This is a genomic window from Gordonia malaquae, assembly GCF_037148075.1.
Lineage (GTDB): Bacteria > Actinomycetota > Actinomycetes > Mycobacteriales > Mycobacteriaceae > Gordonia > Gordonia malaquae.
In genome coordinates this window covers 1,020,122-1,035,433 of the sequence record NZ_JBBCUB010000002.1, presented here as the reverse complement: position 1 = coordinate 1,035,433, position 15,312 = coordinate 1,020,122, and the positions used below count along the sequence as shown (strand labels likewise).

11 protein-coding genes and 1 rRNA gene are annotated in these 15,312 nt (G+C 66.1%); 3 read left to right on the top strand and 9 right to left on the bottom strand.

The genetic code is table 11. The annotated features are described in order from the left end of the window. Positions 1 to 104 (top strand): 5S ribosomal RNA (gene rrf / locus WFK36_RS12020); the annotation flags it as partial. A 94-nt stretch (positions 105 to 198) separates the two neighbouring features. Continuing rightward, on the top strand, positions 199 to 1,353 hold the full coding sequence (locus WFK36_RS12015) for a low temperature requirement protein A (protein ID WP_336791900.1): 1,155 nt from the start codon (positions 199 to 201) through the stop codon (positions 1,351 to 1,353). Here WFK36_RS12015 and WFK36_RS12010 read toward each other — a convergent pair. From WFK36_RS12010 to WFK36_RS11975, 8 genes are read right to left on the bottom strand one after another with little or no spacing between them, the layout of a single operon-like run. After that, complete coding sequence (locus tag WFK36_RS12010) at positions 1,338 to 2,372, bottom strand: agmatine deiminase family protein (RefSeq protein ID WP_336791899.1); 1,035 nt, start codon at positions 2,370 to 2,372, stop codon at positions 1,338 to 1,340. The genes WFK36_RS12015 and WFK36_RS12010 overlap by 16 nt on opposite strands. Beyond that, entirely contained in the window at positions 2,369 to 3,367 is a 999-nt protein-coding gene (locus WFK36_RS12005; protein WP_336791898.1) for a nitrilase-related carbon-nitrogen hydrolase, read from the bottom strand. The genes WFK36_RS12010 and WFK36_RS12005 overlap by 4 nt, the downstream gene beginning before the upstream one ends. Beyond that, the gene (locus WFK36_RS12000; RefSeq protein ID WP_336791897.1) at positions 3,367 to 4,905 is read right to left on the bottom strand and encodes an APC family permease; all 1,539 of its coding nucleotides are present in this window, start codon (positions 4,903 to 4,905) and stop codon (positions 3,367 to 3,369) included. Before WFK36_RS12000 ends, WFK36_RS12005 begins: the two co-directional genes overlap by 1 nt. A gap of 32 nt (positions 4,906 to 4,937) precedes the next feature. Beyond that, positions 4,938 to 6,413, bottom strand: coding sequence for an NAD-dependent succinate-semialdehyde dehydrogenase (locus tag WFK36_RS11995; protein WP_336791896.1), 1,476 nt, complete (start codon positions 6,411 to 6,413; stop codon positions 4,938 to 4,940). After that, complete coding sequence (gene gabT, locus WFK36_RS11990) at positions 6,410 to 7,759, bottom strand: 4-aminobutyrate--2-oxoglutarate transaminase (RefSeq protein ID WP_336791894.1); 1,350 nt, start codon at positions 7,757 to 7,759, stop codon at positions 6,410 to 6,412. Before gabT ends, WFK36_RS11995 begins: the two co-directional genes overlap by 4 nt. Positions 7,760 to 7,807: 48 nt before the next feature. Further along, positions 7,808 to 8,662, bottom strand: coding sequence for a universal stress protein (locus tag WFK36_RS11985; RefSeq protein WP_336791893.1), 855 nt, complete (start codon positions 8,660 to 8,662; stop codon positions 7,808 to 7,810). Between the two features lie 10 nt (positions 8,663 to 8,672). Then, positions 8,673 to 10,664, bottom strand: a complete 1,992-nt coding sequence (locus tag WFK36_RS11980) for a primary-amine oxidase (protein WP_336791892.1) — start codon at positions 10,662 to 10,664, stop codon at positions 8,673 to 8,675. Positions 10,665 to 10,709: 45 nt separating this feature from the next. Next, the gene (locus WFK36_RS11975) at positions 10,710 to 12,137 is read right to left on the bottom strand and encodes an aminobutyraldehyde dehydrogenase (RefSeq protein WP_336791890.1); all 1,428 of its coding nucleotides are present in this window, start codon (positions 12,135 to 12,137) and stop codon (positions 10,710 to 10,712) included. A gap of 138 nt (positions 12,138 to 12,275) precedes the next feature. Here WFK36_RS11975 and WFK36_RS11970 point away from each other — a divergent pair, with 138 nt between their 5' ends. After that, on the top strand, positions 12,276 to 13,808 hold the full coding sequence (locus WFK36_RS11970) for a PucR family transcriptional regulator (RefSeq protein ID WP_336791888.1): 1,533 nt from the start codon (positions 12,276 to 12,278) through the stop codon (positions 13,806 to 13,808). A 4-nt stretch (positions 13,809 to 13,812) separates the two neighbouring features. Here the strand turns inward: WFK36_RS11970 and WFK36_RS11965 are convergent, their stop codons facing one another. Further along, positions 13,813 to 15,312, bottom strand: a complete 1,500-nt coding sequence (locus WFK36_RS11965; protein ID WP_336791941.1) for a class I adenylate-forming enzyme family protein — start codon at positions 15,310 to 15,312, stop codon at positions 13,813 to 13,815.

Sequence of the window (15,312 nt, the reverse complement as noted above, 5' to 3'; positions counted from 1 at the left end):
GCGGAGGGGAAACGCCCGGCCCCATTCCGAACCCGGAAGCTAAGCCCTCCAGCGCCGATGGTACTGCACTTTAGTCAGTGTGGGAGAGTAGGACACCGCCGAACTCAACATATATTCGAGCCCCTCAACCTTTGTGGTTGAGGGGCTCGAATACTATCTACACCCTGTATGACGGGCGCATCCACTATCGTTCTCAAGATGAGCGAGCAGGCGACGACGACACCGACCGACGACGAACAGCGGGGTGCGTCCACGCTCGAGCTGTTCTTCGACCTCGTCTTCGTCTTCACGATCACACAGTTCACTCACGCGTTCGGCCACGAACCGACGTGGAAGTCAGCCGGAACGATCGCACTGCTCTTCGCGGTCATCTGGTGGATGTACTCGGGATATGTGTGGCTCACCAACGAAGTCGCTCCGTCGACGCCGGCACGACGAACGGTGCTCGTCGCCGGAATGTTCGGCTTCTTCACCCTCGCTCTCGCGGTGCCCGATGCAGTCCATGGTCACGGGGTCGTGTTCGGGTGGGCATTTCTCGGCGTCACGCTCGTTCACGCTGTGCTGTTCCGAGTCAGTGGAGGTGACGACGCGTCCGCGGCGATCCTGCGTATTCTGCCGACCAATCTGGCGTCGGCGATCTGCATGGTCGTTGGCGGGTATGCCCACGGAAACGCGACATACCTCTGGTGGGTCGGCGCCCTGCTGGTGATCGGGGTGTCGCCGCTACTGAGCACGGCTCGGGGATTCGTCCTGCGGACCAAGCACTTCTGCGAACGCCATGCTCTGGTCCTGATCATCGCCATCGGCGAATCCATCATCGGCGTCGGGACCGGTCTGGCAGAGGAGACGATGAACCTGCAGTTCTTCGTTCAAGTATTGCTCGGCTTGACGGTGATCTACGTGATGTGGTGGTCGTTCTTCGGAAACGACAACGAGCACGGTGAAGCTGCGCTCGACGACTTGCCCATGACCGACCGGACGCGCACTGCGCTCATCGCATACGGATACTGCTTCGTCCCGATGCTGCTCGGCATCGTCTTCGCCGCGGCAGGACTCGGCATGGCGATCGGACAGGGGGAGCGACAAGCGAGCTGGGCGGCGGCCGCAGCGTTGTCTGGAGGTGTGGCGCTCTATCTCGCCGGACAGGCGTTGTTCCGGGCCGCACTCGGACTACCTCGACCGTGGATGCGACTTCTGGCCGCGATCCTGGCCGTGCTGACCATTGCACTCGGCGTGTACGTCGCCGAATGGGTCCAACTGGCTGCGATCGCCGTCGTCGTGTACGGGGCGATCATCCTGGACGACGTCATCGGCCTACGAGCCGGTGAACGCAGCAGCTACCTCGTAGGCTGATTCTGCGTGATGCAGTGGATTCCGCCGCCACGAGCGAAGAACGGACGGGCGTCGACGGAGACCACTGTGCGTCCGGGATACACCGAACTCAAGATATCGACGGCCTCCGCGTCCGACGGGTCGTCGAACGAGCACGCCACGACGAGTCCGTTCGCCACGTAATGGTTGATATAGCTGTAGTCGACGAACCCTTCGTCGTCAGTCAGGGTGCGTGGAGCAGGGACGTCCACGATTGTCATCGGAGAGCCGTCCGATGTGACGGCGCCGTTCAACACGTCGCGGATGCGACGGGACACCTCGTAGTCCGGATGACCGGGATCCCGCTGGTCGTGGACGATCACCGTGCCGGGAATCGGCATGGCGGCGACGATGTCGACGTGACCGCGCGTGCCGTACTGCTCGGAGTCGCGCGTGAGGCCACACGGCAGCCAGATCACCGTGTCGACACCCAGCGTTCGGGCGAGTTCGCGTTCGACGTCCGCCTTGGTCAGGTGTGGATTGCGCCCGCGGTCGAGCTGGACGGTCTCGGTGACGAGAACAGTGCCCGCACCGTCTACCTGGATGCCTCCGCCTTCGTTGACAAGCCTTGAACCGATGCGCTCGACGCCGGCCCTCTCGATCACTGCCCGGGCGATGTGCTGGTCGTGGCCCCACGCGGCCCAATCCTGTCCGCCCCACCCGTTGAACACCCAGTCGACGCCGCCGACGCCTCCGTTCTCGGAGACGACGAACGTCGGCCCGATGTCGCGCATCCATGCGTCATCGAGTGGCGCCTCGACGATGTCGACGGTCGCGGACAGGTACTTCTTCGCGAACTCCGTCTGAGTCGGGTCGACGACGACGGTGACCGGTTCGTGGTCGACTATCGTGTTCGCCACCGCCGACCAGGCGGTCCGAGCCTCGTGATGGTCGGCTTCGGTGTCACCGAGAGAGTAGCCGGGAGCAGGGAACGCCATCCATGTTCGTTCGTGCGGTTCGTGCTCGGCGGGCATCCGCCAGGGGCCGGTGTCCAGCGTCATTGTGCTGATCCCGTCCGCGCGGAACCGATGGGCGCCGCGCGATCGACCGGTTCGGTCAAACGGTCGTAGGTGTCGGGACGACGCGTGGCCAAGAACGGAAACAAGGTGAGCCAGTCGCGTCGCTGATCGAGATCGAGGTCGGCGACGAGTACAGCGGACGCGTCGCGCGGTGCCTGAACCAGTACGCGGCCGTACGGATCGGAGATGAACGACGAGCCGTAGAAGGTGATCGCCCCCTCGTCGCCATAGCGGTTGGGAGCGATCATGAACGTGCCGTTCGAGATACCGTTACCCACGATGACCTGCTGCCACAGTGGCTGCGTGTCGAAGTCCGGATGGCCGGGCTCCGATCCGATGGCTGTCGGGTAGACGATCATCTCGGCGCCGCCGAGCGAGTACATGCGTGCGACCTCGGGGAACCATTCATCCCAGCAGGTCGGCATCGCGATGCGAGCGTCGTCGAGGCCGTCGGGGGTGTGGACGGTGTACGCCTCCTCGTCTGCGGGGCCGCCGCGGAAGTACGTGTCTTCGTAGTAGCCCTCGGTGACGGGGATGTGCAGCTTGCGGGTGCGGGCCACGAGCCCGTTCGCGTCGGCGAGGATCGCGGTGTTGAATCCGAGACCGTCGTCATAGGTGTGCTCGCCCGAGGACGAGGACTTCTCGTACAGCGACGCGTGGACGTAGATCCCGTTGCGTTCAGCCGCCGCCGTGGCGAACGCCAGGGTCGGGCCGGTGGCGAGGTCCTCAGCGGTCTCGCCCGGATTGTCTCCACCGCGGACGAATGCGGGATAGCGACTCAGCGTCAGTTCGGGGAGGAAGACGACACGGGCGCCCTGCGCCGCGGCAGCGTCGATTCCCTCGTCGAGTTCGGCGAGCATCTCCTCATCCGACTCGTGCCAACGGTGCTGGACCACCCCGACTCGCAGGGGAGCGCGTGTCGGTTCGTCGACGCGGGCGAATGAGGCCGGGGGAGTGAGGGCTGTGATGACCTGCATCAGAGAACTTCCTTCGAGGGTTCGGGAGTGCTGCGCTTGAGCGTCTCGCCGACGAAGAACGCAGGCGACGCGATGCGCATGACGACCATGAGGATGGCGCCGAGAATGAGGAGGCCGAAGCCGATGTAGAAGACGAGGCCGATGCCGAAGATCTGGGCGCCGCTGCCGTTGTCCGGGTTCAGGCTCTCTCGAACCGATACGACGAAGACCACGAGCAAGGCGACGCCACCGAGAAGCGGGAAGAGGAACCGGAAGATCACGTTGTGGACGTTGTCGAACAACGAGTGGCGGAAGTACCAGACGCACGCGAACGCCGTGATGCCGTAGTACCAGCAGATCATGATGCCGAGTGCGGCGATCGTGTCGCCGAGGGTCTTCTCCGACAGCAGTGTGACCGCGGTGTAGAAGACCGCGGTGACGACTCCGGCGACGATCGCGGCGAAAGCGGGGGAGAGGAACCGGGGGCTGATCTCGGCGAACTTCGCAGGGAAGGCACGGTAACTGCCCATCGCGAGCATGGTGCGGGCGACGGGCAGGAAGGTCGTCTGCAGGCTCGCGACAGCGGACGCGAGGATCGCGAGGAACAGGAACATGCCACCCCATCGACCCATCACCGGCTCGGCCAATGCGCCGAACACGTTGTCGCTGATGTCCTCGTTGCCCAGCCCCAGTCCGGTGTCGCCGACCCCCGCGTACATCATCGTGGCGAGCGCGACCATGAGGTAGGTGCCGAGAATCGTCAACACGCAGAGCAGCCCGGCGCGACCGGGAGTGCGTTTGGAGTCCTTCGACTCCTCACCGAGGGTCAGACACGTGTCCCAGCCCCAGAACGCGAAGATCGATCCGGTGAGGCCGAGTGCGAACGACGCGATCGACAGGCTCCCGAGGCCGCCGAACGGGTTGAACCATGACCAGCTGAAATCCAGGTGTCCCACATGGCCGCCCGCTTTCGCGAACGCGATCACCGAGAACACGACCAGGACGATCATCTGGAACCCGACCAGCCAGTACTGCAAGCGCTCACTCGTGGTGATGCCGCGCATCGACACATACGTGGCCGCCGCCAAGAGGACGAGCGTGGTCAGGATGTTGACCGGCTTGTTAGACGTCCCCAGCTGCTCCCAGCTCGGGTGATCGAACAGCCTCGCGAGCATCAGGTAGAAGAACTGGACACCGACGGCCGCCAGGTTCGACAGGACGATGATCGTCGCGAGCACCATTCCCCAACCGCACATCCACCCCACGTACGGGCCGAATGCCTTCGTCGACCACGTGAACGACGCGCCGGCGTCGGTCGTGTCCGAGTTGAGCTCGCGATACGCGTACGCGGTGAGGAACATCGGGATGAACCCGGCGATGAAGATCGCGGGCATCTTGAGACCGACCGCCGCGACGATCAGTCCGATGCTCGCGGTGAGCGTGTATCCGGGCGCCACCGTGGACACGCCGAGCACTGCTCCGGAGAGGACACCGACCTTGTTCGCGGCGAGGCCCTTGTTAGAGATCTGTGGTGTAGCCGATTCTGCTGGTGTAGCCATCGGTGACTCCTCGGGACTGGGGATGGGACGTACTACGGGGTGAGCGCGATGTACTTGGTGTTGAGGTACTCGTCGATGCCTTCGCTGCCGCCCTCGCTGCCGAGGCCCGACTGTTTGACACCGCCGAACGGTGCGGCGGGATCGGAGATGACTCCGCGGTTGACACCGACCATCCCCGCTTCGAGTGCCGACGACACTCGCAGCATCCGGTCGAGACTCTGCGTGTAGAAGTACGCGGCGAGGCCGTACTCGGTGTTGTTCGCCAGCGCGATCGCCTCGTCCTCGGTGTCGAAGCCGGTGATGACTGCGACGGGGCCGAAGATCTCCTCGCTGAGGATTCGTTGACCGACGGGGACCTCGTCGATGACTGTCGGCTCGAAGAAGTACCCGGGGGCGTCGACCGCCGCACCGCCGGTGCGGACTCGGGCGCCGGATTCGACGGCCTCACTGACGAGGGCCGCCACGGAGTCGCGCTGGCGGGCGTTGATGAGAGGGCCGAGAGCCGTTCCCTCGACGTAGCCTGCTCCCACCGTGGTGGCCGCGATCCTCTCGGTGAGCGCCGCGGTGAACTCTTCGCGGACGCTGTTGTGCACCAGCAGACGGTTGGCCGCAGTGCACGCCTCGCCGCCGTTGCGCATCTTCGCCGCCATCGCACCGTCGACGGCCGCGCTGATGTCGGCGTCGTCGAACACGATGAACGGCGCGTTGCCGCCGAGCTCCATCGATGTCCGCAGCACCTGATCGGCAGACTGCGCGATCAACTTCTTGCCCACCCCGGTCGACCCGGTGAACGACACCTTCCGCAGACGCGGATCACTCATCAGCGCGGCGACGACGTTCGGTGCGTCCATGGTGGGCAGTACCGACAGCACACCCGCCGGTAGTCCGGCGTCGGCGAAGACCTGCGCCAGCAGCATCGTGGTGAGCGGGGTGTCCTCGGCAGGCTTCACGATGACCGTGCATCCCGCGGCCAGGGCTGGACCGATCTTTCGGGTGCCCATCGCGAGCGGGAAGTTCCACGGGGTGATCGCCAGACACGGTCCGACGGGCTCCTTGGTGACCAGGATCCGTCCGTTGCCGGACGGGGCGGTGGCGGTGCGCCCGCCGACGCGGACCGCTTCTTCAGAGAACCATCGCAGGAACTCGGCGCCGTAGGCGACTTCGCCACGACTCTCCGCAAGCGTCTTGCCCATCTCGATTGTCATCAGAAGCGCAAAATCCTCGGTGCGCTCGATGACCAGTTCCCATGCGCGACGCAGAATCATCGACCGTTCGCGTGGAGCTGTCGCGGCCCACGCCTTCGCCGCTGCGGTGGCCGATGTGAGTGCGGCGTCGGCGTCGGCGACGGTTGCGTCTGCGATTGTCGTGAGGACGTCGCCGGTCGCGGGATTCCGGACCTCGAACTCGGCCGATCCCGACGCGGGTCGGGCTGCTCCGTCGATCCAGACGCCGGTGGGCACCGATGCGATCAGAGCCGACGCGTTCGCGGGGAGTTCGGTGCGGGTCACGATGCGGCCCCTGCAACTGCGGTGCGGACAGAGTCCTCGAGGACGGTCAGACCGTCGTCGAGCAGCTCGTCGGAGATCGACAGCGGCGGCAGCAGCCGGAACACGTTGCCGTACGTGCCGCAGGTCAAAGTGACGACTCCCGCTGCGAGCGCGGCGGCCGCCACCGCCTTCGTCAGGTCGGGGTCGGGAGTGTCGGTGCCCTTCTTGACCAGTTCGACGGCGAGCATCGCGCCACGGCCACGGACGTCGCCGATGACGCCGGTCTCCTCGGCCAGTGCCTTCAATCGCGGGACGACCTGATCGGCGATGGCCCTGGCCCGAGCTGCGAGATCCTGCTTCTCCATCACGTCGATCGCCGCGAGGGCGGCCGCACACGCTACGGGATTTCCTCCGTACGTGCCGCCGAGTCCGCCCGGGTGGACCTTGTCGAGAAGGTCCGCGCGACCGGTGACAGCGGACAGCGGCATGCCGCCCGCGATGCCCTTCGCCATCGTGATCATGTCGGGGACGACACCCTCGTGATCGCATGCGAACCACGAACCGGTGCGTGCGAATCCGGTCTGGACTTCGTCGGCGATGAACACGATGCCCTTGTCTCGCGCCCATTGGGCGAGCGCCGGCAGGAATCCCGGTGCGGGCACGATGAAACCGCCCTCACCCTGAATTGGCTCGATGATGATCGCGGCGACCGAGTCGGAGCCGATCTGCTTGTCGATCTGGGTTATCGCCCGCTCGGCGGCCTCCGCGCCGGTCATGCCCTGCGGGTCCCGGTACGGGTACGACATCGGCATCCGGTACACCTCGGGGGCGAACGGTCCGAAGTTCGTCTTGTACGGCATCGACTTTGCGGTCAACGCCATCGTCAGATTGGTTCGACCGTGATAGGCGTGATCGAACGCGACAACAGCTTGGCGGCCGGTCGCCAGGCGTGCGGCCTTGACCGCGTTCTCGACGGCTTCGGCGCCGGAGTTGAACAGCACCGACTTCTTCTCGTGATCTCCGGGGGTGAGCTCGGCGAGCTTCTCTGCGACGGCGACGTAGCCCTCATAGGGGGTGACCATGAAGCACGTATGGGTGAAGTGCTCGGCCTGAGCGGCGACAGCCGCCGCGACCGCGGGCTCGGACGCGCCGACACTGGTCACTGCGATGCCCGATCCGAAGTCGATCAGCGAGTTGCCGTCGACGTCGACGATCACGCCGCCGTCGGCGTCAGCCGCGTAGACCGGGACCGACGAGCCGACGCCTGCGGCCACGGCACCGGCGCGTCGAGCGGCGAGTTCGGCCGAACGGGGGCCGGGCATCGCTGTGACGAGCGAGCGGATCTGGGGAAGGCGGTAGTGCGACATGGTGTTCTTCTGACTCCAGAGATTGTGGGGGAGATGACGTGGCACAGATCAGTCGGCAGGGGTGACGACCATCGGAACCTGCAGGACGCGCAGCATCTTGGCGGCCGTGGAACCGAGGAACAACCGACGTGGTGCGGCGAGGCGGCTGGAACCGACCATGATGAGATCGCCGTCGTTCCACTCGAGTTTGTTGACCGCCTCTTCGACGGTCGGTCCGTCGACGACGTCCCAGGTGACGGTCGCATCGGCAGGCAGATGACTGCGGGCTTCGTCGAGCCGTTCGTGGGCGTGACGGGTGGCGTCGGCAAGCGCCTCCTCGGGTGAACCCCGATAGCCCGCGGCCCGGTCGAGGGCGACGAGCGAGACCACCCGCAGTGGGACCTGCGCCCGTTGGCTCGCGGCGACCGCGGTGTCGAACAGTGTGTCGGCCCCGGCCCGGGTCCCGAGCGCGCAGGTGATCTCCCGAACGCGGGTGACCTTCGATCGGCGCAGGCCACGCGGTGCGAGGACGATGGGCAGCGGCGCTGAATGGACCAACTCGGTGACGACGGAACCGAGTGTGTGGCCGCCGACGATTCCGCCGCCGCTGCCGCCGACGACGATCGCGTCCGCACCGAGCCGCTGCGCTTCAGTGATGATGCCCTCGGCCGCCGAATCGTGGAACGCGATGTGCGTCCTGATATCGATGTCGTCGGGGAGTCCGACTGTCGCCTCGGTGAGCCAGTCGGTGGCTTGCGAGGTGAGGACGTCCTCGAAGTCGCCGGAGTGAAGTGCCGCCGATCGGTCGGGTGGCAGGACCATCCCGATGTCCAGCTGGGCCGACATCGTGCGGGCGAGTCGGACGCCGAGGGCGACGGCGTCTGCGCCGCCGTCGGTGGCGAGATATGCGACGTACAGTCTCATGACGTCGCCCTCACTCGTGCCCGCACTGGCAGCCGTCGCCGCACCCGCAACCGTTCGAACTGCAGCACACCGACTTCTTCGGCGACGGCTCGACGTCGAGCGAGGGGTTCCGGTCGAAGAAGCCGAACGGCTTGAGCCAGAAGCTGACGATGTCGGCGGGCATGATCGGCCAGTCCTCGGGCCGCGTGATGTGGTGGATGCCGAACGTGTACCACATGACGACGTCGGTGTTCTCGATCCCGCGGTTGGCCTGCGTCCACTGGGGAAGTCCCATGCCCGCGCCACCTTGATTGACGAATTCGCCTGCAGGCCAACGCTCGTCGGCGTCGTTCGGGGTGACCCACAGGGTGTGCCGGATCGCTTCGCAGCGGGCCGCGATGGGGGAGTCGTCCGGGAACATCGCCGGGAACGCGCCGCTGGGCGACAACTTGTACGCGGGTTGACGTCCGATCCCGGTCGTCACGTTGTCGTTGGCGATCTTCCACGAGCGCTGGGTCGCGAAGTTCGGGTTCTGCTTGCCTTCGGATTCGGTGCGCAACGGCGTGTTGACCTGACGCAGTGACAGGCCGTACGGGTTGTCGGGCCCCACCGGCTCCATCACGGTGTCGCTGGCGTAAACGGTGTTCTCGGTGCCGTCGATGTCCATGTCGAGACGCGCGGTGATGAAGTGCTGGTGGTAGGGCGCGAACGTCTGGTGATCCACGAGCGTTCCGTGATCGCTCGACTCGCCGGGGTTCATGTGGCTGACCACCATGATGCCGGTGGCTCGCACCTCACACTCGATGTTGCCGTCCTGGTAGAACCGCCAGTACGTGAGGTACTCGTAGTTCGCGACCGTCACGTGAAACGACACCGTGAGCCGGCGCATGCGACGCACCTGCGTGTCGCCGTTGTGGTCCGCGTGCTTCCAGAGCACGGCGTTGTCTTCCTCGTGGATGCAGATCGCGTTCTTGATCGAGTACGGCTCGCCCTTGCTGTTGTGCAGCGTCGCGTCCAAGTAGCGGATCTCGCCGAGACAGTCGCATCCGAGTTCGAGTGAGGTGGTCATGAAGCCGAGACCCCATTCGCCGATGTCGAAGGCGGTGCGGCGGTAGTGATCGTCGCAGTGATCGCGGTACGGCACCATCATCTCGGCGAACGACATGCGGTGCGCGATCTTCCGCTCTGAGCCGTTGTCGTTGTACGAGATCGCATGAAGGGTCATGCCTTCGCGATAGTTGAATCCGACCCGCAACGACCAGTTCTGCCAGGACAGCTTGTTGCCCTCGAGGGTGAACGACGGCCCTTCGGACTGGGTGATGTCGAGCGGCTTGAGCGGCTCCCGCGTGCTGGCATTGCGGATCCGCTCCGGTACATGCGACGGGATGTACTCGCCCATGATCTCGGGACGCTCGACGCTGAACGTGTCCTCGATCCGGAGTAGTTCCATCGAGTTGAGATCGATGACGCAGTGGAATCCGTTGACCGGACCCGCGTACGGGTTGGCGCCCTCGCTCGCCCGGACCCAGGTGTCGGACCATCCGATGCGGCGGCCCGCGAACTCCTCTGGAATGAGTTCGGCGCCGTACGTCCAGGTGTCCATGAACACCAGGTCGAGATCGGTGATGCCACGTGCGGCAAGAGCTGCCACGACGTCGGGGTGAGCGCGCAGCGCCGCATCGGCCTCCTCCCACTCGTCGACTGTGACGTTCGGTTGGACGCCGGGGATGTGCTCCCACGTGAGGACCACGCCGTCGGTGAGCGAGATCAGCGTCGCGTAGGTGCTGTTCGTCGCGCGTTCGAGCAGCACGGCGCGGGCACGGCGGTCGCAGGGGGTTCCGTCGGCGTCGAACGCCGCGATGTCGGCCTTCGACGGCTCGATCATCTCGATCGAGGTGTAGCGCCAGCCGTCGCCCACCGAACGGGTATCGGCGAGGATTCGAGTGACCGCAGTGAACTCGGCCGCGGACAGCGGGTCTAGCGGATGGAAGTGAGTGAGAGTGTCGAGCTGGATGTCAGTCATCGGGAAAAGGTCCTTCGGTCGGTCAGACGGGCAGGCGGGGCGATCTCAGTCGTGTGCGCTCATGACGTGCTTGACGCGGGTGTAGTCCTCGAGGCCATAGATCGAGAGGTCCTTGCCGTAGCCGGAGTGCTTGAAACCGCCGTGCGGCATCTCGGCGACCAGCGGGATGTGGCAGTTCACCCACACGCAACCGGAGTCGATCCGCGCCGTCGCACGTGTCGCGGTGCCGTGGCCGGTGGTCCATACGCTGGCAGCCAGGGCGTAGTCGACATCGTTGGCGAGCGTGATCGCCTCGTCCTCGGTGCTGAAGCTCTGGACGGTGATGATCGGACCGAACGTCTCCTCCTGCACGATCGGGTCGTCCTGGCGGACACCGGTGATGACGGTCGGCTCCACGTAGAAACCCTTGTCGCCGATGCGTTTTCCACCGGTCGCGATCGTGGTGTGTGCACCGAGGGCGTCGATCTTGCCGAGCACCGCGGTGAAATGGTTGACGTTGTTGAGGGCGCCGTAGAACGCGTCTTCGTCGTCGGGCGCTCCGGGACGGAGTTGCTCGGCCTGCGCGACGAGGGCTTCGACGAACGCGTCGTACACCGACTCGTGAACGATCGCGCGGGTGGCGGCCGTGCAGTCCTGTCCACCATTGAAGAACGCCGCCTGTGCGATTCCCTCTGCAGCCTTGGCGATGTCGGCGTCGCCGAACACCACCGCGGGAGCCTTGCCGCCGAGCTCGAGGTGAGCGCGCCGGACGTCCTTGGCCGCCGCGGTCGCCACGGCGATGCCCGCTCGCACCGAACCGGTGATCGCGACGAGGCCGAGTGCAGGGTTCCCGACGAGGTCGGCTCCCGTGCCTCCGTTGCCGAGGACCACGTTGAACACGCCGTCGGGGAGGATGTCCTTGGTGAGTCGAGCGAGCACAAGGGTGCTTTCGGGTGTCGTGTCGCTCGGCTTGAGGACGATGGTGTTTCCTGCGGCGAGCGCGGGTGCGATCTTCCAGACGGCCATCATGAACGGGTAGTTCCACGGAGTGACCTGGCCGACCACACCGATCGGCTCGCGGCGGACGTACGAGGTGAAGCCCTCCATGTACTCGCCCGCGGCGCGGCCCTCGAGCAGACGAGCGGCGCCTGCGAAGAACCGGATCTGGTCGGCGCCGACCATCACTTCTTCCGACTTCACGAGCGTGGCGATCTGGCCGGTGTTGCGAACCTGTGCGGCGACTATCTCGTCGGCGTGCTCCTCGACGGCGTCGGCGAGTTTGAGGAGTGCGGCCTGACGGACACTCGGCGTGGTGCGTCCCCAGGTGACGGCGGCGCGCTCGGCGACGCGGACGGCGGCGGCGACCTCGTCGGCCGTCGACACCGGCGACACGGCCACAACGGTCTCGTCGGCCGGATTGACGACGTTGAGAGTCTCGTTTGATGTCGAGTCGACGAATGAGCCGTCTACGTAGTTCTGGAGCCGGATCGTCATGTCTGGCAGCCTCTCTGTCCGCGGTGGGTGGTCAGAATCACAGTGCACCTTCGAACTGTGCGCGACTACCTGACGAAACGGCTAGTCTGGGCTGGATCGACTAGACGATATGGAGTGCCGAAAGGAGCGTGGCCGCTGATGCCGGTGACCGTCCGGTGGCTCCTGCGACAATCTGAACTGCATCTGGCCACTGCGGGAAGCCCCGACGATCTGTCCGGCGAGATCGACTTCGTGGTGACCACTGAACTCGCCGATCCGGCGCAGTGGCTGTCCGGTGGCGAACTGGTCCTCACCACCGGAATCGGTCTGCTCGACCGCACAGGAGGCGTCGCCGGCCGAGACGGATGCGACGCCTACGTTCAACGCCTGGTGGACCGGGGGATCGTGGCGCTCGGGTTCGGTGTAGGGCTCACATTCGACGACGTTCCCCAAGACCTGACGGACGCCGCATCTGCGGCGGGTCTTCCGCTCATCGTGGTCCCGCGACCCACGCCGTTCGTGGCGATCGCCCGAGCCGTCGCCGACAGGTCCGCCGAACTCCAGTACCGATCGCAGGAACTCGCCGCCCGCGCGCAGCCGAAGATGACGCGCGCCGCGGTGTCCGGCGGCGCCGTCGCAGTGCTCAAGGAGCTCGCGACCGCCTGCGACGGTGCGGCGCTCCTGCTCGACGACGACGGGCGCGTGACCCAGAGCGCGCCGGCGGGGATCTCACCCGCGGTGATGCGCGCCGTCGGTGAACAGGTCCGGGGACATCGGACGTCGTCGGCCGTCGCGATCGACGCCGAGACGGCCATCGTCACGCAGCCGATCCGGGTGGCCGGCCGCACCTATGGACACCTCGCCGTCGCGTCGCGTCATGAGCCTCGACCCACAGACCACGTCCTGATAGGTCACGCCAACTCGCTCCTCGCGCTCGACTTCGACAAACCGCATCGCCTCGACGCGTTGGCCGGCCGAGTCAACATCGCAGTGTTCACCCTGCTCCTCGGTGACGAACCGGACGGCGCGCAGGTTCAGACTCTCGCCGTCGACGCCGCGGACGGCGACGGGCGTGTTCGAGTGCTGGTGTGTCGGGATCTGGGCGCGAACGCCGAACGCGTCGCCGACCGGCTTGTGGCTCGTCTCGCAGAACTACGACGCCCGGCGTTCGGTGTCGCTCGCCCCGGCGGCGATGTCGCCGTGCTGCTCCGCGGTACGGACGACGAGAAGTCGATCGCCGACCTGCTGAGCGCGTTGCCACGATCGACGCGGCGGCATCTACGGGCGGGGGTCAGCGCGAGTGTTCCGCTCACCGGTGTCGCCGACGCCTACCGAGACGCGATCACCATCGCCGGCGCAGCGCTCCGGGGCGGTCCGGTCGCCGATCGGACGTCGGCCGCGGGTGCGTCACTCGTGGCGACGACCGGTGGTCGACAGGCGCTCGACGGCCTCTCGCGACTGCTGGTCGATCCGCTCGTCGCCTACGACACCGCGCACGGCACGGCATTGACGGAGTCGCTGCAGTCGTACCTCGAGAATCACGGGCAATGGGAGACCGCAGCGGCCGACCTCGGCGTGCATCGGCACACGCTGCGCGCGCGGATCGCGAAGGTCGAGAGCGAACTGGACATCGACCTGGGATCCGCGCGCGTCCGTGCCGAACTCCTGCTCGCGCTCCTGATTCGCCAGTGACGTCCTACCGGGACGTTCGGCCAGGCGACGTGCGCTCGGCGTCCCGCCGACGCAATGTCGGTTTGTCGATCTTGCCCACTGGATTCTTCGGCAACTCGCTCAGTTCGATGATCTCGACGGGATTCTTGATCAGTGCGATTCGACGTCGAAGATCATTCGCGATCGTCTCGACATTCGACGCCGCCCCGGCTCGGAACGACACGTAGGCCACGGGCTCTTCGCCGAGGACGTCGTGGGGTCGCCCGATGACCGCTGCCTCGAACACACCGGGATCGTGGTAGATCTGCGCCTCGATCTCCTTCGGATAGATGTTCTCACCGCCGCGGATGATCATGTCCTTCACCCGGTCCACGAGCTGCAGGTAGCCGTCGTCGTCGATTCGGCCGACGTCTCCGGTCCGCAGCCATCCGTCGACGATCGTCTCCGCGGTCGCCTCCGGTCGATTCAGGTAACCGGCCATCACCACGTCTCCCGCGATCACGACCTCACCCGACTCGCCAAGTGGGACGTCGTTGAGCTGGGCGTCCACGATTCGGATTCGTTGCCCGGGCAGCGGTGGACCGACCGTTCCGGGCTTGCGGACGCCGTCGAGCGGGTTGATCGCCGACGCCGTCGTCGTCTCCGACAGCCCGTATCCCTCGACGATCGGAATCCCGAACCGCCGCTCGAATCGTGCGATCAGATCGGCGGGCATCGGCGCCGCGCCGCAGATCCCGAAACGCACCGAGTCCGTCGCCGGGCGCACCTCGTCGGGGAGCGCCGTCAGCATCGCGTAGATGGCAGGCACGGCCGAGAAGTATGTCGGACGATGACGTTGTACGGCGGGGAAGAACTCGTCGGGCCGGAATCGGCCCACGATCGTCGCGCGGCCGCCCGCACGCAGGGGAGTGAGGGTTCCGAGGACGACCCCGTTCGCATGGAACAGCGGCAGGACCAGCAGACTGTGATCGTCGGCGGTGAACCGGAAATGCTCGATGAACGAAGCCGTCATCGCATCGATGTTGTGATGCGTGATCATGACACCCTTGGGCCTTCCCGTGGTGCCCGCCGTGTAGATGAGCAGTGCGACGTCGGCGCCGTCGACGTCCTCCTCCAGTGCTGCCGGTCCGGGTGCGGGCTCCAGCAAAGCCGTGCATTCGACGGCGGTCATCGGGGAGGGCGCCTGTGCGCCCGGTTCGACGACGAGGACCCGCACCCCCGCGTCGGCGGTCTGGAACTCGACCTCTGGGACCGCGAGCGCAGGGTTCACCGGTGTCACCGCCGCACCCAGCCGCCATGCCGCGAACAACGCGACGACCAACTCGACCCGATTGGTCAGCAGGAGTCCGACTACGTCACCGCGTCGGACTCCGGCTGCGGCGAGATGCGTGGCGGCCGTGGCCACGGCGTTCGAGAATCCCTCATTCGTCAGCTCGATCCGATCGTCGGCGAGGGCAGGTGCGTCGGGCGCATCCGCCGCCCGCGTCTGAGGCAGACGCGGGACGGCGAGACCTCCGGTGCTCAT